This window comes from Synechococcus sp. MIT S1220 (assembly GCF_047303025.1).
GTDB lineage: Bacteria > Cyanobacteriota > Cyanobacteriia > PCC-6307 > Cyanobiaceae > Parasynechococcus.
The window spans coordinates 619876-640216 of the sequence record NZ_CP138939.1; the positions used below are offsets into that span (position 1 = coordinate 619876).

A 20341-nucleotide genomic window follows, 5' to 3' on the forward strand; every position below is an offset into this window, starting at 1 on the left:
ATGGGTTCCCCGGAAGCAATGATTCGCGCCACCGTCAATCGGTTGGGGGCGCGTCTGGGGCACGGGTTAGCGGATGCCTTCGCAGAGTTGGCCGTTTTCGCCCAAGATGCTCCTGAGCGGATCCGGCAGGAGTGGGATCTGTTTCAGGAGGAAGTGATGGCTGAGGCGGATCGCCTCGAACGCGGCGACTCTGATTCCTTCACTGTTGGCACCCAAGAGGACCAATCGAGCGCGCCAGCCACGGATGAAAATCCCCAGGAGGTCATCGATCGTCTGCGCGCCAAGGTGGCGGAACTGAGTCGAGAGCTCGAGGGTCGATCCTGATGCTGGCCGCCCTACGAGCAGATCGTCTGCGTCGCGCCGGTCGCGTGATCAGAATCTGGCGGACTGTGCTGACGCTGCTCGCTTTCCTCTGGTGGGACGCTCAGAGCTGGACCTACCGCGGTGGTCCCACATCTGAACAACGCCAGAATCGGCAAACGGTGAGGGCGCGCTGGCTTACGGATGAGCTGCTCAGGCTCGGATCAGCATTCATCAAGCTCGGTCAGTTGCTGTCTGCTCGCCCCGATGTGTTGCCGGCGGGGTGGGTCGCGGAATTGGCCTCCTTGCAGGACAGCGTCCCGGCGTTCAGCTTTGAGCGCGTTCAGGCAATGCTGGAAGAGGAGTTGGGTCAGCGCTGCGCCGAGGTGGTCGACCTCGACCCTGAACCTTTGGGTGCTGCTTCTTTGGCTCAGGTGCACCGGGCCAGTCTCCGCAGTGGCCGTCAGGTGGTGCTGAAAGTCCAGCGTCCTGGCTTGGAGCAGCTGTTCCGGTTGGATCTGGAGGTGATGCAACAGGTGGCGGCTGTGCTGCAGCGTCATCCGAGCTGGGGGCGAGGCCGGGACTGGCCGGCGATGGCGAGGGAGTGCCGCCGGGTGCTGTTGCGTGAGCTTGATTTCCGTGTGGAGGCGCAATACGCCGCCCGGTTCCGTCAGCAGTTCCTGGATGACGGACGCATTCGCGTTCCTGGCGTCATCTGGGAGCTGAGCAGCCGGCGTGTCCTCTGTCTCGACTACCTCCCGGGGATCAAAATCAATGATCGCGAAGCTTTAGTCGCGGCGGGCATCGATCCCAGTGCGGTCGCTGAGATCGGGGCATCCAGCTACCTCCAACAGTTGGTGCGGTTCGGGTTCTTTCATGCGGATCCTCACCCAGGCAATCTCGCGGTGGCCAGCGATGGTGCCCTCATCTATTACGACTTTGGAATGATGGGGCTGCTGAGTGACGGCCTCAAACGCCGTCTCGGCTCCATGGTGCGTGCCGCTGCAGCCAGGGATGCCGCATCTCTCGTTGAGGAGATGCAGGCGGCGGGAGTGATCACAACGGGCATTGATCTGGGCCCTGTGCGGCGGCTGGTGCGGGTGATGTTGCTTGAAGCGCTGACGCCACCGTTCAGCTCCAACGTGATCGAGAAGCTCTCAGGAGATCTCTACGACCTCGTGTATGGACAACCGTTCCGGCTGCCGGTGGAACTGATTTTTGTGATGCGGGCCCTCTCCACGTTTGAGGGAGTCGGCCGGGCCCTGGATCCCGCCTTTAGCCTTGTCGCGATTGCCAAGCCCTACCTCTTACCCCTGATGACCTCGAGCGGATCTGGCACGAACGATTTGTTCAATGAGCTTGGCCGTCAAGTGGGTGCGATCGGCACCCGTGCCGCCGCTCTACCTCGCCGTCTGGATGAAAGCCTGGAGCGGCTTGAGCAGGGTGATCTGCAGCTGCAGGTGCGTCTTGGTGAATCCGATCGTCAGTTCCGTCGGATGACCCTGGCTCAGCAGTCCATTGGTCAATCCGTTCTGCTCGGATGCTTGGCACTATCGGCTGCCATCCTCGGGGCGGGATCTCAACCGCTGTGGTCGATCGCGCCCTTGCTGGCGGGTGTGCCCGTCGGGATCGGCTGGACGCAGATGCAACTCAAATTGAAACGTGCTCAGAGGCTGGATCAGTTGCCTGGATCCAGTCGCTGAGGTTGAGCGCAACTGCAACTGAGCAGCTTTCGATCTGTTCAGGCTTTGCCGCGGGGCCCCTGGCCAACAGCTCCGGCGTAGACGGCCTGGCTGCCCAGTTCATCTTCAATGCGCAGCAGCTGGTTGTATTTGGCCACCCGTTCGCTGCGGCTGAGGGAGCCTGTCTTGATCTGACCAGCCCGGGTGGCCACGGAGAGATCGGCAATGGTGGTGTCTTCCGTTTCGCCGCTGCGGTGGCTGATCACACTCGTGTAGCCGGAGCGGCCCGCCAGATCGATGGCCTGGAGCGTTTCGGTGAGCGAACCGATCTGGTTCACCTTGATCAGGATCGAGTTGGCGGTACTGCTGTCGATGCCCTGCTGCAGGCGCTTGGTGTTGGTGACGAACAGGTCGTCGCCGACGAGCTGGACTTTTCCTCCCAGACGCTCGGTCAGCAGCTTCCAGCCTTCCCAGTCGTCCTCCGCTAGACCGTCCTCGATCGAGACGATCGGGAACTTCTCCACCAGCTGCGCGAGCTGCGTGACCATCTCCGCGCTGTCGTAGTTCCCGCCATCAAAGGCATAGCGGCCGTTCTCGAAGAATTCCGTGCTGGCCACATCCAGGGCCAGGGAGATCTGCTCGCCAGGCTTGTATCCAGCTTTTTGAATCGCTTCCACCAGGATCTCGCCGGCTTCCACATTGCCCAGATCGGGCGCGAATCCCCCTTCGTCGCCGACGGCGGTGCTCATGCCTTTGGCGCTGAGCAGACCTTTGAGGGTGTGGAACACTTCGGTGCCCATGCGAAGTGCCTCACGGAAGCTTGGAGCGCCGTGGGGCACCAGCATGAATTCCTGGAAGTCCAGGCTGTTGGCGGCATGGGCGCCCCCATTGATCACATTCATCAGCGGCACCGGCAGCAGATTGGCCATCGGACCCCCCAGATAGCGGTAAAGAGGGATGCCGAGCCCGTTGGCAGCGGCACGGGCGGTGGCCATGCTGACCGCGAGGATGGCATTGGCCCCCAGGCTCGATTTGTTGTCGCTGCCGTCCAGTTCGAGCATCGCGGCATCGACGGCTGCCTGGTCGAGAGCCGACAGACCGCACAGTGCCGGAGCAATCCGTTCTTCGATATGGGTCACGGCCTGGCTCACCCCTTTGCCCATGTAGCGAGCTCCTCCGTCCCGCAGTTCATGGGCTTCATGGGCACCGGTGCTGGCCCCGCTCGGCACGATCGCCCGTCCCATGGCGCCTCCCTCAAGCATCACCTCGGCTTCCACCGTGGGGTTGCCGCGGGAGTCCAACACCTCACGGGCCACGATGGTGTCGATGACGAGGTCGAGGGAATCGATCACGTTGGGACAGTTTGTCTATTCCGGGGATCTTATGGGTCGCCCCTTGCTCTCGTGTTGTGACCAACGGCACGTCGCCAGAATGAGCCCAGGTTCAGCTGCCTTGGAGACCCGCTGATGAGACTGCTGCACACCATGCTCCGAGTCGGAGATCTGGAGCGATCGCTGGCCTTCTACACGGAGATGCTGGGCATGCAGCTTCTGCGCCGTAAGGACTATCCCGGCGGACGTTTCACCCTGGCCTTTGTCGGATATGGCTCTGAGCAGGATCAAGCCGTCCTCGAACTCACCCACAACTGGGACACCGAGGCCTACACCTTGGGCGATGCTTATGGACACATCGCCCTGGGCGTGGACGACATCTATGCCACCTGTTCGGTCATCACGGAAAAGGGCGGTCGTGTTGTACGGGAGCCGGGGCCGATGAAGCACGGTGCAACGGTGATCGCCTTTGTGGAGGATCCTGATGGTTACAAAGTTGAGCTGATTCAGATGTCCTCCCGCGCGAAGGTCTGATCCCGATGTCGTCTTCGACGCGCGGTTCGGTTCCACCAAGGGGCAGCCTCACCCATGAACCGGATCGTTTCAGTGATGAGGCCTGGGATTTGCTTCTGGCCAGCCAGGATGTGGCGCGTCGCTGGCGGCATGGCCAGCTGGATGTAGAGCACCTGATTCAGGTGCTGTTCAGTGAGCCTGCCTACCGCCGCTGGATTGGTGCTCTTTCACTGCCGGCCGATGCCCTTCTGGATCGCTTGGAGGATGTGCTGGCCGATCAACCGATGGGGCGGGGCGATGAGCTCTTCATCGGTGAGGATCTCGAGGAATTGCTGGAGTCGGCGGAACGCGCTCAGCAGCGCTGGGGTTCGCGCCTGATTGATCTTCCCCATCTCCTGATTGCCCTCGGCCGCGATCAGCGGGTCGGTGCAGATCTTTTTGAAACCTTCGGTCTTCCGGCGGATCGGTTGGAGGCTGAGCTGCAGCGGCCGACGCCCCGTTCGTCGTCGGCTCCTGAACCAAGGGCAACGCCCTACCCCACGCCATCTCCTCCATCACTATCGCCTCCATCAACTTCTCTCCCATCACCATCACCCTCATCACCATCCCGCTCGAAGCCAGAACCCGTTGAGCCGCTCGGCACGATTGAGCCGGCTCCGCAGCTGGAGGCCCCTGATCAGGCGCCGACGGCGCTCGACACCTATGGCCGGGATCTCACCGAAGCGGCTGAAGCCGGTGCCCTGGATCCGGTGATCGGCCGCGACAGCGAGATCCGCAACCTGATCAAGGTGCTCTCCCGTCGCAGCAAGAACAACCCGGTGTTGATCGGTGCACCCGGTGTGGGTAAAACCGCCATCGCCGAACTGCTGGCCCAGCGGATCGTGGCTGGTGAAGTTCCCGAGTCGTTGCATGGCCTCAGGCTGATCGCCTTGGACATCGGTGCCTTGATTGCCGGAGCGAAGTTTCGAGGTCAGTTCGAAGAACGCCTCCGCTCCGTGCTGGAGGAGGTCAGCGGTTCCGATTCAGGTGTTGTTCTGTTCATCGATGAGCTGCACACCGTGGTGGGCAGTGACAGGAGCAGTACCGATGCGGGCAGCCTGCTGAAGCCAGCTTTGGCTCGAGGCGATCTCCGCTGCATTGGTGCGACCACGCCGGAGGACTATCGCCTCACCGTTGAGAAGGATCCGGCGCTCAACCGTCGCTTTCAACAGGTGCTGATCCGGGAACCGGATCTGGATCTCAGCCTTGAGATTCTTCGTGGTTTGAAGGAGCGATACGAATTGCACCATGGCGTCTCGATTACCGATGAGGCGTTGCAAACGGCGAATCGTCTGGCGGATCGCTACATCAGCGATCGTTGCTTGCCAGACAAGGCCATTGATCTGATCGACGAAGCTGCGGCCCAGTTGAAGATGGAGGTGACCTCCAAACCTCAGGTGGTGGAGGAAGCGGAGGCCGATCTGCGTCGGGTTGAACTGGCCTTGCTGGCCGCGGAGCAGTCCCCGGAGTCGGAACGGATTCAGCTGCAGCGCAACAGACTGGAGGTGTCCAGCCGCCTCGATGATCTGCGGCGGCGTTGGCAGGAGGAACGGGCCCAGCTCGATGAACTCGGCCAGTTGCTGCAGCAGGATGAAGACCTCCGTCATGCCATCGCTGAGGCTGAGCGGCTTGGCGATCTGGAGGAGGCGGCTCGGTTGCAATATGATCAGCTCCATACCCTCCAGCAGCGTCGGGAGGAACTGGAGGCCGATCAGGCCCAGGCCCAGGCAGCAGGGGAAGCGCTCCTACGTGAACAGGTTGAAGCGGGGGATATCGCCGATCTTGTCGCCCGCTGGACCGGTATCCCCGTTCAGCGTTTGCTAGCGGGGGAGCGCCGCAAGCTGCTGGCGTTGGAAGATCACCTTGGCGAACGGGTGATCGGCCAGGCAGAAGCGGTCACCGCAGTGGCCGCGGCGATCCGGCGTGCCCGGGCCGGCATGAAGGATCCCCGTCGCCCGGTGGGCTCGTTCCTGTTCCTCGGTCCGACAGGGGTCGGCAAGACCGAGCTGGCGAAGGCGCTGGCCTCCTCTCTCTTCGATGAGGAGGAGGCCCTGGTGCGGCTCGACATGAGCGAATTCATGGAGCGCAACGCTGTGGCACGTCTGATCGGTGCTCCCCCCGGTTACGTCGGGTACGAGGAAGGCGGGCAGCTCACCGAGGCGGTGCGGCGCCGGCCCTATGCGGTGCTGTTGCTGGATGAGGTGGAGAAGGCCCACCCGGATGTGTTCAACCTGCTGCTGCAGGTGCTCGATGACGGACGGCTGACCGACTCCCAGGGACGCACCGTCGATTTCAGGCACACCGTGGTGGTGATGACAAGCAACCTCGCCAGTCCTGCCATTCTTGAACATGCACGTTCGGGCTCCAGCGATGAAAGCCAGCTTCAGCAGCTGGTGGATGAGGCTCTGGCCAGCCAGTTCCGACCGGAGTTTCTCAATCGCATCGATGAGGTGATTCGTTTCCGGCCTCTGCAGGTTGAGGACCTGGTTCGGATTGTGCGCTTGCAATTGGCTGATCTCGGGGCCCTTCTGGCTGAGCAGGGCTTGCAGCTGATGGTTGAGGACCCTGTCGCTGAGGCACTTGCGCAGCAGGGATTCGAGCCGGAATACGGCGCGCGTCCGCTGCGACGGGTGCTTCGTCGCCAGTTGGAAAACCCCCTGGCCACCCAGCTGCTGGAGGAGCGTTTTACGGGCATCAGCCGCGTGCGGGTGCGGACCGATGGCCAGACTCCTGGGTCGCTGATCTTTGAGCCGGAAGACTTGTAAGGGCATCCAGTAAGGTGGTTGTTTGGCATGGTGCCTTTTGGCATCGCTGTCAGCACAAGGTCCAAGCCCAAGTGACCAGCCCAACATCTGAGGACACCGCACCAGCCCGCTCGGATTCCGACGCCGTCCCGACCCGGAAGGGAGGATTTCTGGCTGAAACAGTCGATGAGCTCAAGCTGGTGGTCTGGCCAAGCCGACAACAGCTGTTCAGCGAATCCATCGCTGTCATCCTCATGGTCAGCCTGTCGGCGGCCACGATTGCAGCTGTGAGCCGTTTCTTTGAATGGGCTGCATCGCAGGTGTTCCGTTGATTCACCCCCCGCTCTTCCGCCGTGTCTGACAACCTGATCACAACGGACTCTTCAGAGGTGCTCGATCTGCCTGCACCCAATGAGGGTGAGGAGGGAACGGTTCAGGCTCCAGTTGCTGCCAAAACGGCTGTGGCTCGCTGGTACGCCGTGCAGGTGGCATCCAGTTGCGAGAAAAAGGTCAAAGCCACCCTGGAACAGCGGGCTGTCACCCTCGGCGTTAGCAACCGGATCCTTGAGATTGAGATTCCGCAGACGCCGGCTGTGAAGGTCAAGAAGGACGGCAGTCGCCAGTCCACGGAAGAGAAGGTTTTTCCCGGCTACGTGCTGGTTCGGATGGTGCTGGATGAAGACACAATGATGGCCGTGCGCAGCACGCCGAATGTGATCAATTTCGTTGGTGCTGAGGATCGACGCGCCACTGGTAAAGCTCGAGGCCATATCAAACCCCGGCCCTTGAGTCGCTCTGAAGTTGACCGGATCTTTAAGCGTGCTGCCGAGAAGAAAGCAGTGGTGAAGGTGGATCTCACTGAGGGCGATCAAATTGTGGTCACCGGTGGTCCGTTTAAGGACTTCCAGGGTGAGGTGATTGAGGTCTCCGGAGAGCGCAACAAACTCAAGGCGCTTCTCTCAATTTTTGGTCGCGAGACCCCTGTGGAGCTTGAGTTCTCCCAGATCAGCAAACAGAACTGAATCCACGGGCGGCCGTCTCCCTGCGGAGGGCGGCCATTGGGGTGGTTCGCCGCCCAGCCCACCGGACCTGAGGGACTGGTGATCCGCAACCGTCCAATCCCCTAGCCGATGGCCAAGAAAGTCACAGCAGTCATCAAGCTGGCCCTGCAGGCCGGCAAAGCAAACCCTGCGCCACCGGTGGGCCCTGCCCTCGGTCAGCACGGGGTAAACATCATGATGTTCTGCAAGGAGTACAACGCTCGGACGCAGGACAAAGCCGGCTTTGTGATTCCGGTGGAGATCTCTGTTTACGAAGACCGCAGCTTCACCTTCATCACCAAGACGCCTCCGGCGTCAGTGTTGATCACCAAAGCTGCTGGAATCGAGAAAGGTTCCGGTCAGTCCGCCAAGGGCAGCGTCGGTTCGATCAAGCGGGCTCAGCTCGAAGAGATCGCCAAGACCAAGCTTCCCGACCTCAACTGCACCAGCATCGAATCCGCGATGCGGATCATTGAAGGCACAGCCCGCAACATGGGCGTCGCCATCAGCGACTGACGTCGCCGCTTCACACCCAAACCTCTATCGGGGGAGACATCGCTGATGTCGTCCGCACCCCACCGCTGACATGCCAAAAATCTCCAAGCGCCTGGCCGACCTGGCCGGCAAAATCGAGGACCGTACTTACGCTCCCCTCGATGCGATTGCCCTGGTGAAGGACAACGCCAACGCCAAATTTGACGAAACGATGGAGGCCCATGTGCGCCTCGGCATCGATCCGAAGTACACCGACCAGCAACTGCGCACCACCGTGGCGCTGCCGAACGGCACCGGGCAGAGCGTGAGAATCGCTGTGGTCACCCGTGGCGAAAAGGTCGCCGAGGCCAAAGCGGCTGGTGCTGAACTGGCTGGCGAAGAGGAGCTGGTGGACACCATTGCCAAGGGCGAAATGAATTTCGACCTGCTGATCGCCACCCCCGACATGATGCCCAAGGTGGCCAAACTGGGCCGGGTGCTTGGTCCCCGTGGCCTGATGCCCAATCCGAAGGCCGGCACGGTGACCACTGACCTGGCAGCAGCGATCAAGGAATTCAAAGCCGGCAAACTTGAATTCCGTGCTGACCGCACCGGAATTGTCCACGTGCGTTTCGGCAAGGCCAGTTTCAGTGCTGAGGCTTTGCTTCAAAACCTCAAGACGTTGCAGGAGACCATTGATCGCAACAAGCCGAGTGGGGCCAAGGGGCGCTACTGGAAGTCGCTGTATGTGACCTCCACCATGGGCCCATCCGTGGAAGTCGATTTCTCTGCCCTGCAAGACATCGAGCAGGAAAGCTAATCAGGCTTTCCTTTATGATTAGAAATTGGCGTAAGCCAAATCGGGCACGCGCCCGGCCAGAGACAGCAGGATTTTTTAGGCCCTGATTTTCATTGGGTTCCTTGATGTAATCCCTGCCGAGGCAGACGCGACACGGTTTTGACCCATCTGGATCGGATCGGCACGCGGCCTCGTCTTCTTTCGAAAGACTCGATCGGCCGTGTGCCCAGCTTGTTCCTTTGATCCGATCCAATTCCTATGGGCCGCACGCTGGAGAACAAGCAGCAGATCGTCGGTGAGCTCAAAGAGCTCCTCGCCGACGCCGAACTGGCACTCGTCCTTGATTACAAGGGCCTGTCCATCAAGGAGATGTCTGACCTGCGGGATCGTCTGCGGGCCAGCGACAGCGTTTGCAAGGTGACCAAAAACACCTTGATGCGCCGCGCCATTGATGGTGACAGCAATTGGGCCAGCCTCGACTCCCTGCTGACCGGAACCAACGCCTTCGTCCTGGTGAAGGGCGATGTTGGTGCTGGTGTGAAGGCTGTTCAGACCTTCCAGAAGGAACTCAAGAAGTCCGAGACCAAGGGTGGCCTTTTCGAAGGCAAGCTTCTCTCTCAGGACGAGATCAAAGCCATTGCTGATCTCCCGTCCAAGGAGCAGCTCATGGCTCAGATCGCTGGTGCGATCAATGCTGTGGCCACCAAGGTTGCAGTGGGCATCAACGAGGTTCCCTCTGGTATGGCCAGGGCACTCAAGCAGCACGCCGAAGGCGGCGAAGGCTGATTCGGCCCTGCCGAAACCACTGTTCACTGATCTGTTGCTTCCCCCTAAAAACCATGTCTGCAAAAACCGACGAAATTCTCGAATCACTGAAGTCCCTCTCCCTGCTTGAAGCTTCCGAGCTGGTCAAGCAGATCGAAGAGGCCTTTGGTGTGTCTGCCGCTGCATCAGCTGGCGTTGTGATGGCTGCTCCTGGCGCTGCCGGTGGTGGCGGTGGCGAAGCTGCTGAGGAGAAGACCGAATTCGACGTCATCCTCGAAAGCTTCGACGCTTCAGCCAAGATCAAGGTGCTTAAGGCTGTCCGTAACGCGACCGGCCTCGGCCTGGGCGATGCAAAAGCCCTGGTTGAAGCGGCTCCCAAGCCCGTCAAGGAAGGCATCTCCAAGGATGATGCTGAAGCTCTCAAGAAGGAAATCGAAGAAGCAGGCGGAAAGGTCACCCTCAAGTGATTTTCCGGGGCTGGTCCCACTGGCCCTACTGCACCGATTGCTTGCATTGCAAGGCCTCGTCTGACGCCGGTCCTTTGTGGGCCGGCTTTTTTGTCGTCATGGGGGGGCGGATCGTGGCCCAAAAAAAACCCTGCCTAAGGCAGGGAACAAACGGTGGAACGCATTCAGGAGTCTGTCCTTGTTTCGACCCTGAAGAGGCGATCAGCACTCCTCACACTTTGAAAACATAAAGGGTTGATATGAGGGCCGCATTAGAAACTGGTCGCCTCGCCAACTGGCACTGTGACAATTGGCTGGTGTTCAGCGTCTATAGGGGATGACTTCAAGTCTGATCGGTCCCTTGCCTAGATGGGCGAGGTTGGTGGGGGGAGTCTCCTGACTCGATTTGGGTGACGTCCTGCCTGGACGTTGTGGTGCTGTCGGCGATCCGATCCTTGTGAATCCGGGGCTGTTGCTGCTCGGTTCTGATTTGGCCAGCAGACGGTTCACCGGTTCTGGATGGGAGAAGTACACGTGGCTCAAGGTTCTGCCCTGATACACCCGACGTTCCAGCGTCCATGCGTCGTTGAGGGTGAGCTTCACGAAACCATTCCTGTCGCGACTTGGCACGGTTGCCGAGCCAACCCGGATCGGCATCGCCTGATCCGGGTCCATCGCCTGCAGATGCAGGGTGTCGCCCGATTGCACCAGTCGCAGGCTGAAGCGTCGACTGAGATCCTTGCCTCCACTGCGCAGGGAGTAGCCATTGCTGTCGAGGTATCGGCTGCAGATGCCGCTGAAATCGAAGTTGTTCAGGGATGGATCGATCAAGCCATCCGGGCGAGGTGTCCAGCAGAGCGGTCGGCGTTTGATCTGCTCGAGAACAAGCAACTTCCATTTGTGATCGCCAACGGGCTGGGCGAGCACTGCGAAGCGGGATTGATCCAGAGGCTTGGTGTCAAACAGCGCCCTGGCAGCGATGGACCCCGGCAGCACAGACAAGGTGACCAGGCCTGCCCCTGTCAGGCCGATGGCTTGGAGGTAGGTTCGCGACATGCGCGGGACCGTGAGAACCCGAGTTTTAACGAATCACGCAGGAGCGAACAATGGCAGAGGGACCGGGACGTGTGGTGGCTGCCGCGACCGATGGAGCCTGCAGCGGAAACCCCGGTCCGGGGGGGTGGGGAGCCTTGCTGCGCTTTGAAGATGGCAGCGTCGAGGAGTTCGGTGGACACGATCCCGCCACCACCAACAACCGGATGGAGCTTCAGGCAGCGCTGGAGTTGCTTCAGCGGTTGAAGGATCTGCCGCGCCATCCGGATCTGACTCTGCGGACCGACAGCAAATATTTGATTGATGGACTCGGTTCCTGGATGAAGGGCTGGAAACGCAAAGGTTGGCGAACGGCGGCCGGCAAGCCCGTGCTTAATCAGGATCTTTGGAAGGCCCTGGATCAGGCACAATTGGCGGATGTGCCGCTCCGCTACGTGAAAGGCCACAGCGGTGATCCAGACAATGACCGCGTCGATCGCATCGCTGTTGCGTTTTCGCAGGGCCGGTCACCTGCGCTGGCAACAGCGGCAGCGGGAGCAACGACGGCACCAGCGTCTGTCTCGGACTCTGCTGATGACCCGGCACCACTGGAGCTGCAACGTTTGCTGTCGCGCCTCGAGTTGGCAGACCGTCTGGCAGAGGGGGGGTATGGCCTCACCGCCGTAGAGCTGGCGCAGTTGGTGGAGCAGCCGCTGAAGAGGTTGGAGCTGAAACAGATGGCCTGGAGCTGGCGGGACTGGCAGGTGGAGCCGCTGGAGGAGTGCCGCTGGCGGTTGCGACGCCGCGAGGGAGGATCAGAACAGTCCTGAGAACCTGCATGGCAGTTCCAGACGCATCAAGGACAACTGTCAGTGGTGGGTTTTACAGCCGTTGGCTGGGCCCGCTGCTCAGTCAGGACGAGGGCATGGATGCTGAGCAGATGTCGCGCTCGGCGCTGACCGCTCTCGGGCAGGCCAGTCTGCGGCGCCGCTGGCCTGGGGTTTCCACAGTGCTGAATGGTTTGGCATCGGAGCTGCAGCGTCGCGATCTTCGCCTTGAGCAGGTGTTGTTTGGCTGCCGCTTCGCCAATCCCGTCGGTCTGGCGGCCGGTTTCGACAAGAACGGTGTGGCGGCTGCGATCTGGGATTGTTTTGGATTCGGGTTTGCTGAAATCGGTACCGTCACCTGGCACGGCCAGCCCGGTAACCCAAGGCCGCGGCTGTTCCGTCTGGCGGAGGAGCAGGCGGCGTTGAATCGGATGGGGTTCAACAATGATGGTGCCGAACAGCTCCAGCGCACCCTGAAACGGCAGAACCTGGATCCCACGGGCAAGCGACCGGCCGTGCTGGGGATCAACTTCGGTAAGTCGAAGGTCACCGCCCTGGAGCAGGCGGCCGACGACTACGCCTCATCGCTGGAGCTGCTGGCACCGATGGCGGATTACGCCGTGATCAATGTCAGTTCACCGAACACCCCCGGATTGCGGGAGCTGCAGGATTCAGCGCAATTGCGCTGGCTGGTGGAGCGGCTGCGGCGTCTGCCGGCCTGTCCGCCATTGCTGGTGAAGATCGCCCCCGATCTGGAGGATGAAGCGATTGATGGCATCGCTCGGCTGGCCTTCGAGGAGGGCCTGGCTGGGGTGATTGCTGTGAACACGAGCCTCGATCGGCTGGGTCTGGAGGCGCGTCGGTTGCAGCAGACGGGGCGCAGCCTGGCGGAGGAAGCCGGTGGGTTGAGTGGTGCACCGCTGCGGCGGCGGGCGGTGGAAGTGGTCCGTCGTTTACGGGCCAGCGGTGGCCCTGCCCTGCCGTTGATCGGTGTGGGCGGAATCGACTCTCCGCAAGCGGCCTGGGAGCGGATCACCGCAGGAGCATCACTGGTGCAGCTCTACACCGGTTGGATCTTTCAGGGACCCGATTTGGTCCCCGCCATCCTGGATGGATTGCTGCAGCAAATCGATCGCCATGGCCTGCGTTCGATCACAGAGGCCGTGGGCAGTGGCTTGCCCTGGATGGATTGAGTCACCTGTTGAATCAGTCGTTGAGTAGACGACTCGATCGAGGGATCAGATCACCGCAAAATTCGACTCGGCAAGGTCTGGCCCTCCCTGCACGATCGCAAACAATCCACCGTTCTTGCCAAAACCAGCTTGGGTTTCATTGCTGTTGAAGTACAGCTGACCTTTGGGTTCAAAATAGATGATGTTGCTTGCTTGCTTTTTCTGCGCATTGAGCTGTTGCTTGGATGAAACAGTCACCAGATTGATGCTCTTCAGATTCTTAAATATTTCTCGCTCAAGGTGAATTTGATCCCCTTCGGACGAACGGAAGTTTGTGATGTGATCAGCTTTTTGGTTTCCAAACTCATTGGGCAGATTAAAAATAAAAGCATCTTTTGTTTTTTTAGATGATTGTAATTTTTGTGCACCGCGTCTGCTTTTGACCATTCGAGTGAGGTTTTGATCTTCACCTGATGGATTGATGCGCCAAAGCTCGCGACCTTTTTGATCTTGCGTTGCAGAAAAGTAGATCGAGCCGTCAAGAGCTTCGATATCCCGAGGCGAGGAATTTTTTGCTCCAGGGTTGATGTCGGTGAGTCGAATCGTTCCAGCTTCCGTTCCGTCGCTTTGCCACAACTCCTCACCGTGAACCCCATCGTCTGCACTGAAATAAATCAGATTGTCAATGGCGGTGAGCGCCGTTGGATTGGAGCTTCCTGCCCCTGGATTGATATCCATAACAAGCGCCAGGCTGTCTTTGGATCCTTGCGTGGTCCAAAGTTCGCGGCCGAGGTTATTGCTGTTGTCCGGAGCTCCAAATGGACCTGCTGAGGAGCTTCCGCCAGCAGAGCTTGGATTTGTTGCAGCGCTGCTGCCAGTCTCGCTTGTTCCTGGTTGGGTGCCTGTGCTCGGTGAGACTGGTGTACCGCTGCTAGAGGATGATGAATTTCCTGTGTCAATAATGATCCTGGTTTTGCTACATTGGTTGGCATAATTGATATTCCAATCTCTGGCAAGGGTTGCATCACTTTCCCTCTCCATTTGTTGAATTGCCGAGCTACGAGCGAAATCAATCCAATCGCAGTTGTTTGATTTTTTATATTTGTCAATATATCGATTGTAGGAATTGAAATTGCTTGCCGTTTGTTTGCTGATCGTGTTTGATGGAACAACAAGTTTCGTGAATTCGCAGGGATTTGCGTATTTGTTGTTCCAGTCCCTTGCCAAGGAAGGATCATTTTTCTCTTCCAATTGTCGGATTGCTGACCATCGAGCAGAATCGACCCAATCGCAATTCTCTGTTTCTTTGTAGCGATCGATATTTTCATTGTATGAATTAATATTGGAAGTATCCGATCGTAGTTGTGCAGAGCGCTGCAGGGGTGTCGATTGAGCTCTTGATGGATTGAGGGGATTTAAATCTTTGGTCCGCTTACGCATCGATTGACCATCAGAAATTCTTGCTGTGCTTCCGTCGTTACTGTCTGATCCTTCGTCTTCACCTCCATCTTCCGTTTCTGGTATGGCTTGATAAGTTTCTGCGGACAGGAAAAGCTGAGTGTTGGTCGCAGTTAAATCATCAGGATCAAGGTAGCTGAATTCACTCGCTCTTCTTATCAGTGGTTCTGTTCCTCCAGTAGAACCATCGCTGCTCCAGATCTGTAGCCCGCTGAAGTTATTCTTGGCGGTAAAGAAAAGCTTGTTATTAAATACAGTAAGATTTTCGGGATTAGAGCTGAAGCCTCCAGGTGCAATATCAAAGAACATGCGTGTGCCCTTACCGGATCCATCACTCACCCACAGTTCCCGTCCGTAAATGTCGTCATCAGCTGCAAAATATATTTCCTGCTGATAATTAGTAAGGTGCTGGGGGTTTGATCCGGATGTACTCGAAATGTCTTTGACTAAAGACGCCTTTTGTTTTTTGCTGTTGTATTTCCAAAGTTCAGCACCATTCTCTCCGTCGTTCGCTCCAAACAACAGGCGGTTGGTTAAAGCTGCAAAGTTAGATGGAGAAGAACTGGCAGATCCTGGACGAATGTCGGCCGTTTGTTTGGTTCCCTTTTTTGTTCCATTAGTTTGCCATAATTCAACTCCAGAACTTCCATCTTCAGCGGCAAAATAAAGAGTTTGCTTCAATTCAGTGAAACCATTGGGTGAGGAACTGTTCTTTCCTGGGTAAATGTCTTGAAGAAGTTTTGTTGAGCCGCTTGTCCCCTCAGAAACCCATAACTCTGATCCTTTTTTGCCGTTGTTGGCGGCAAAAAGAAGATTTTTATTAAATGTAATTGTACCTTTTGGATCAGAGCTTGTACGGCCAGATCTGATATTTTTGACGAGTTTCCATTCAACTTCTGTTTCTGATGATGGATCATTATCTGCGTTTGAGCCTTCTCCCTGGTTCACGTCCTGATTGTTTCCATCTTCTTGTGATGATGGATCGTCTGATATTTGCCCATCATTTGGCCCGGATTCTTTAACATTGAGGACCTCGACATTAACGTATTGGTATGAAGAGAGACTCGTATCTTTGTCCTGAACTCGTACAACAACTTGGTAGATGTTATCACGATCTACATCCAATGGATTTTCATAGTCAGGATCTTCTTTGAAATATAATTTTCCGTTTTTAGATTTTATTTTGAACAAATCAGCATCTTCGCCACCCTGTGTCGACCAGGCGGTTGGGTCGTCTGTTGAGGTTGTAAATTGATAAATAAAGTCTTGATTTTCGCGCACCTTAATTTGAGAAGACCCTGCGCCTCTTCCACCTGTCGGTCCTTTGATCGCTGGTCCTAAGGTCCATAATTCACGGCCTGTTTTACCATCATTTGCGGTGAAGAATAGATTTTGATCACTGTTTATGATTTCTCTGGGATCACTGCTGGTTGGCCCGCTGAAAATATCAGTTGCGCGTTGAGCCTTTGCATTTTTTTCGTTGAGATTCAAGGACCACAATTCAACTCCTCTTTTGCCATCCGTTGCATTGAAATAAACAAAGTGTTGTTGCTTGCTGCCGCTTCCTCTTCTGATGGCCGTAAATGATGCCGGGTTCGATGAAGCCGGGCCAGGATTGATGTCTTGGAATGCTTCAGCTTTTCCGTTTCTGACCCTCCAGGGCTCACGTCCATTGGGGGAGGATGCGGAGTAATAAAGCGTTCCATCCACATTGGATAGCTGACTTGGCTTTTCGCCACTGTTTGCTAAGCGTGTTGGTTTGTTGTTGGCTTTGCTGATGAAATAAAGTCCACGACCGTTTCTTCCGTCATTTGCTGTGAAGTAGAGTCTGTCGTTTACAACTGTTAGATCTTGTGGGCTTGAATTACCATTGATGTAAATATCTTGAACAAGTTTTTCATTTTTTCCTTGGTTAGATACGCTCCACAATTCAAAACCAGTTGTGCCATCATTGGCCACCAGGTAAAGCTGATTATTGAAACTTTGTAGCTCCCTGGGAAAGGAGCTGGCAATGCCGGTAGAAGGAATGTACTTGTCGATGAGTGAGGGTGGAGTAACCCTGATGTCTCTGACCTCATATATTGAATATTCAGTGCTGTTGATTCGTATTGGTCTCGTGCCGGCTTCAGTGCCATCACTGAACCAGAGCTGAAGACCGCCGAAATTGAGTTCTGGGGCAAATGCATCTACCCTCTTGAACTCTTCAACTGTGTACCCAGTGAAGAAAAAATTTCCATTACCTGCATCAGTGAAATTTCCTGGGAAAAAATCATCAGAATAGAGTGGACTTTCTTTCGATATTTCTGCTGTAGTTATGTTTAGCGTTTCTGTCCTGGTTATGATTCCGGTGTCTTCGTCTTCTTCCTCTTGAACCTCGATTATTTGCTCCGTTATTACTCTATTTGGGAAGAGATTTCTGAAAATCTTGGTTCCTACATCATCTCCTTCCCAGCGCCAAAGCTCGTAGCCATTCTCGCCTTTGTTAGGATCAGGCCCTAATGCATCATCTGCACTGAAAAATAAAACATCATCAATAACAAAAAGATTATTTGCGGCAAATCCATCTGCACCTGGGTACAGGGCTTTAAGTTTCTTGGTTCCCCCAGTGGTCCCGTCGCTACTCCAAACTTCAAAACCCTCACCTGAATCAGCTGTGAAATAAAGAAGTCCATTCGCTTCGACCAAGTTATCGACAGCATTGAACGATTTGATGAGTACTGTTCCACCTTCACTTCCATCGCTTTTCCATAGGCCTACAGGTTGTTCGTTGTTGTTTTGATTTCCATCGCTCGTATTGGAAGTGTTCTCATTACTCGAGTCTTGCTCTGTTTCTGCATCATCTTCGCCTAATTCACTGTTCTCTGTCGGTGTATCGTTTCCATTTGCATCAGCTTCGTTATCGGTTCCGCTTCCATTTAAATCGGTGCCACTGCCGCCATTCCCTTCGCCAGTATCACTGTCTTCTTCGTTTTGATTGATGGGCTGATCATTGATTGAAGTTTCTTCTCCTCCTCCACCGTCATTGCTGAGGTCGGCGGCAAAATAAAGAAATCCATCGATGCTAATCAGGTTGTCTGGAGAAGAACTTCCTGAGGGATTGATGTTCTTGACTAGCCTGGCGCTCAATTCTTTTTAAAAAAAGCATTGTTTAATTTTAACGGCTTTTGGCTTCCCCGCAAGGGCTTCATGAAAGTCTCATTCACTTCTCAGCTTTTTTGAGCCTTAACTTTTATCGTGCAATTATTTTATTGTTTAAGTGGATGCAATTCTTTGTTAACGTTGTGATTGCAGTATGAACTGCCCACTCTGTGTTTATTCCCATGGAATTGCCGCAGGTCCAGGAGTTGATGGTGTCATGGCGGCGAATGTTGAAAGCGCAGAGCGTCTGGGTGGTCGTTTCCGATCGTGATGTCATCTGTTGTTGGAAGAACGCTGCTGGATTGGCTTGGCGCTCGGCTTTGTGGCCTCCAGATGGTTGTCGGGGTGGTGTGCCACTGCAGCGTGAACCCATGGGCGAATTGCTGGCTGACCTACTGCTTGATTGCGACGTTGACGGTGCTCAGATTGAGTTGTTGCTCCCAGTTGGTGCATGCAACTGGCGCGTTCTTGAAGGTGTGACTTTGGACAAGCTTGCTGCAGCAAATTTCAGTTATCTCAATCCTGCAGTGTCTGGTGAGATCCCTCCCGGTCAGGCTGACTATCGCTCGTATCTGTCCCTTTCCGATTGTGTGGTGGAGGTCTCCACTCCTCGGCAGACGCTTCAGAGCTGGATCGATGTGATCGAGCTTGCTGATCTGCCCCTTCGCAGGGTGACATGGACTCTTGGCTCAGCTTTTCGGGCCACGCAATGTCTTGTGCCTCTGGAAAACGCTCATGTGGCATGGCTGGTCAAGCACAGCGAATCATCAAGTCCTCGTTTGATCCTGCTGCGCGATGGGATTCCGGAGGTGGATTGTCATTTGAACTTAGACATGGATTTAGGAAACCAAGTGCGTCAAACCGTTGATGCCTGGACGAAGCTCTCGAACGCGTTCGTTTCGGTGTCTTGGGTGCTGACCGCACCTGAAACGGAGTTTCATCTCTTAGCCGAGATGTTGCAGTGCAATGGAGAACTTTTAGATCTTGGGATCGATTCGGCTTTCTGCCCAGAGCCATTGCTACCTGACCTCGAGCCGGTCCCCCTTGATCCGTTGGCTCATCTCGCTTTGATGGGGGCTTGGCAGGAGGCACACTGATGGCCTTACGTCGCGGCGATGATCAGGCGGATTTGCTTCGTGAACGTCGGCTGGAGCTGGGTCTCACGAGTGCGCCCAGGCCTTTGTTGCCGGCCGGCAGGTTGTTGCTGATCGGATCCAGCTTTGGTGGTGTTCTGCTTGTGCTCAGTGTTCTGTTGTTGTTTTGGTTAAGGCTGGAGACGGGCCAGCTTGAACAGCAAGTGGCCAAGCTTCAACCGATCGAACAACGCGTCAACTCAGCGCGTCAACGCTTGCAGGTCATGGGTCAACGCACCAAGGCCCTAACTGACGACACGGCGCGTTTGGCCTCCCAGCTGGTGTCGATTCGCTCCGGCTCTGCGTTTTTGGAGCAACTGCGACGCGTCACCCCAGCCGGCGTTCAGCTGCTTTCAGTAAGCGTCCAGCCGAATCAGCTCGTTCTTACTGGTCTGGCCGAGTTTGAAGCGGGGGCGGGTGCCTTTGAACGGATCAACGCTTTGGCTTTGAATCTTGAAGCGCTCTCAGCTGTTCCGCTCGAAGGCGTCACCGTTGAGAAGGTCAACACCGACGACACTGGACTGGCTGATTTCAACATGCGTGTTGCCATTAACCCCACGGTTCCAGTCTCTCCAGAGGAGCTGCAGCAACTTGGCGCGGATGGGCTGGCTCGCCGGTATCAGTTTTTGGTGGAGCGGGGCATTGATCTGTGACCAATCTGTCTGGGGCTAACAAGGCAGTTTGGTTCAGCCGTGAACGGGTACTGGTTGGGTTGCCCTTACTGGCAGGTGGATTGATGGCCGCGATTATGTATTTGCTTTTGGTGCGTCCTGCCTGGGTTGGTGTTGATGGCCTACGCGAGCGTCTGGAGCAACTGGAAGTAGTGCAGCAGTCGTTACCGAGCCTCGAGCGCAAGCTGGCGAAGGCGCAAGAGAAGCAGCAGGACGCTGAGGATCAACAGGCGCTCTTGGTGGATTTGATCGCTGGTCGTGAACGCATCCAAACTTTCCTCGCTTGGTTGGATCGTGATGCGCAGGCCGCCGGCGTGGAGCTGAAGTTCTATGAACCTACGAAGCCTCAGAGCGCTCCCCCCCAGCAGAGCAATCGGCCTCAACTTCGTCAAAGGACATCGAAAAAGGACGCCAGCGATGAGACCGCACCCACGGATCCCCTGCTGGGCTTGGGGTACCGCAAGACATCGTTGTTGTTGCGGGTTCAAGGCGCATTTGCTGATCTACAGGACTTTCTGCAGCGGATGGAGCGGCTGCAGTTGTTGGTGGAGAGCAGTGACCTTGAGTTGGAACAGGTGGATCTGCCGGCCGCCCCCTCTGAGGACCCCAATGCGGAGGGATTGTCCGGCACGATGCTTGGTTTGCGACTCACGTTTTACGACAAGCAACCGGTACCCCCGGATGTTGAGGCGGTGGGTGCCGATCCGAAAGCGGAATCAGCGTCCTTGAAAGAGGCACCAAATTGAGGCTGGTTGAACCCGTCCAGCATCGATACCA

Annotated in this window: 17 protein-coding genes and 2 pseudogenes; 16 read left to right on the forward strand and 3 right to left on the reverse strand. The window is 56.6% G+C overall.

The window, feature by feature from the left end; all coding sequences use genetic code 11:
* Complete coding sequence (locus SIB64_RS03000; protein WP_413441846.1) at positions 1–324, forward strand: DUF6825 family protein; 324 nt, start codon at positions 1–3, stop codon at positions 322–324.
* Complete coding sequence (locus SIB64_RS03005) at positions 324–2003, forward strand: ABC1 kinase family protein (protein WP_413441847.1); 1680 nt, start codon at positions 324–326, stop codon at positions 2001–2003. Before SIB64_RS03000 ends, SIB64_RS03005 begins: the two co-directional genes overlap by 1 nt.
* A gap of 38 nt (positions 2004–2041) precedes the next feature.
* On the opposite strand, the gene eno is transcribed toward SIB64_RS03005, so the two are convergent.
* A complete protein-coding gene (gene eno / locus SIB64_RS03010; protein ID WP_413441848.1) occupies positions 2042–3334 on the reverse strand; it encodes a phosphopyruvate hydratase in 1293 nt (430 codons plus the stop codon).
* 114 nt (positions 3335–3448) lie between these two features.
* On the opposite strand from eno, the gene gloA reads away from it, so the two are divergent.
* The 9 genes and pseudogenes from gloA (at position 3449) to rplL (ending at position 10154) form a co-directional block, all read left to right on the forward strand.
* On the forward strand, positions 3449–3847 hold the full coding sequence (gene gloA, locus SIB64_RS03015) for a lactoylglutathione lyase (protein WP_413441849.1): 399 nt from the start codon (positions 3449–3451) through the stop codon (positions 3845–3847).
* Between the two features lie 5 nt (positions 3848–3852).
* Positions 3853–4251 (forward strand): annotated as a pseudogene (locus tag SIB64_RS03020) (Clp protease N-terminal domain-containing protein); the annotation flags it as partial.
* A 258-nt stretch (positions 4252–4509) separates the two neighbouring features.
* Positions 4510–6630 (forward strand): annotated as a pseudogene (locus tag SIB64_RS03025) (ATP-dependent Clp protease ATP-binding subunit); the annotation flags it as partial.
* Positions 6631–6701: 71 nt separating this feature from the next.
* Entirely contained in the window at positions 6702–6941 is a 240-nt protein-coding gene (gene secE / locus SIB64_RS03030) for a preprotein translocase subunit SecE (RefSeq protein ID WP_413441850.1), read from the forward strand.
* A 21-nt stretch (positions 6942–6962) separates the two neighbouring features.
* The gene (gene nusG, locus SIB64_RS03035; RefSeq protein WP_413441851.1) at positions 6963–7631 is read left to right on the forward strand and encodes a transcription termination/antitermination protein NusG; all 669 of its coding nucleotides are present in this window, start codon (positions 6963–6965) and stop codon (positions 7629–7631) included.
* Positions 7632–7739: 108 nt separating this feature from the next.
* Entirely contained in the window at positions 7740–8165 is a 426-nt protein-coding gene (gene rplK / locus SIB64_RS03040) for a 50S ribosomal protein L11 (protein ID WP_413441852.1), read from the forward strand.
* A 70-nt stretch (positions 8166–8235) separates the two neighbouring features.
* A complete protein-coding gene (rplA, locus tag SIB64_RS03045; RefSeq protein ID WP_413441853.1) occupies positions 8236–8943 on the forward strand; it encodes a 50S ribosomal protein L1 in 708 nt (235 codons plus the stop codon).
* Between the two features lie 237 nt (positions 8944–9180).
* Positions 9181–9708 (forward strand): 50S ribosomal protein L10, encoded by a 528-nt coding sequence (rplJ, locus tag SIB64_RS03050; protein WP_413441854.1) that lies wholly within the window; start codon positions 9181–9183, stop codon positions 9706–9708.
* Between the two features lie 53 nt (positions 9709–9761).
* Positions 9762–10154, forward strand: a complete 393-nt coding sequence (gene rplL, locus SIB64_RS03055) for a 50S ribosomal protein L7/L12 (RefSeq protein ID WP_413441855.1) — start codon at positions 9762–9764, stop codon at positions 10152–10154.
* Positions 10155–10454: 300 nt separating this feature from the next.
* Here the strand turns inward: rplL and SIB64_RS03060 are convergent, their stop codons facing one another.
* Positions 10455–11189, reverse strand: coding sequence for a DUF3747 domain-containing protein (locus tag SIB64_RS03060; protein ID WP_413441856.1), 735 nt, complete (start codon positions 11187–11189; stop codon positions 10455–10457).
* 50 nt (positions 11190–11239) lie between these two features.
* On the opposite strand from SIB64_RS03060, the gene SIB64_RS03065 reads away from it, so the two are divergent.
* Positions 11240–11995 carry a ribonuclease H family protein gene (locus SIB64_RS03065; RefSeq protein ID WP_413441857.1) on the forward strand — a complete coding sequence of 252 codons (756 nt, stop codon included), beginning with the start codon at positions 11240–11242 and terminating at the stop codon, positions 11993–11995.
* Between the two features lie 8 nt (positions 11996–12003).
* On the forward strand, positions 12004–13185 hold the full coding sequence (locus tag SIB64_RS03070) for a quinone-dependent dihydroorotate dehydrogenase (RefSeq protein ID WP_413441858.1): 1182 nt from the start codon (positions 12004–12006) through the stop codon (positions 13183–13185).
* A 45-nt stretch (positions 13186–13230) separates the two neighbouring features.
* Here the strand turns inward: SIB64_RS03070 and SIB64_RS03075 are convergent, their stop codons facing one another.
* Complete coding sequence (locus SIB64_RS03075; protein WP_413441859.1) at positions 13231–17748, reverse strand: ELWxxDGT repeat protein; 4518 nt, start codon at positions 17746–17748, stop codon at positions 13231–13233.
* 194 nt (positions 17749–17942) lie between these two features.
* Here SIB64_RS03075 and SIB64_RS03080 point away from each other — a divergent pair, with 194 nt between their 5' ends.
* From SIB64_RS03080 to SIB64_RS03090, 3 genes are read left to right on the forward strand one after another with little or no spacing between them, the layout of a single operon-like run.
* On the forward strand, positions 17943–18857 hold the full coding sequence (locus tag SIB64_RS03080; RefSeq protein WP_413441860.1) for a hypothetical protein: 915 nt from the start codon (positions 17943–17945) through the stop codon (positions 18855–18857).
* Positions 18857–19546, forward strand: a complete 690-nt coding sequence (locus SIB64_RS03085) for a PilN domain-containing protein (protein WP_413441861.1) — start codon at positions 18857–18859, stop codon at positions 19544–19546. The genes SIB64_RS03080 and SIB64_RS03085 overlap by 1 nt, the downstream gene beginning before the upstream one ends.
* Positions 19543–20310 carry a hypothetical protein gene (locus SIB64_RS03090; protein ID WP_413441862.1) on the forward strand — a complete coding sequence of 256 codons (768 nt, stop codon included), beginning with the start codon at positions 19543–19545 and terminating at the stop codon, positions 20308–20310. Before SIB64_RS03085 ends, SIB64_RS03090 begins: the two co-directional genes overlap by 4 nt.
* Positions 20311–20341 lie beyond the last annotated feature (31 nt).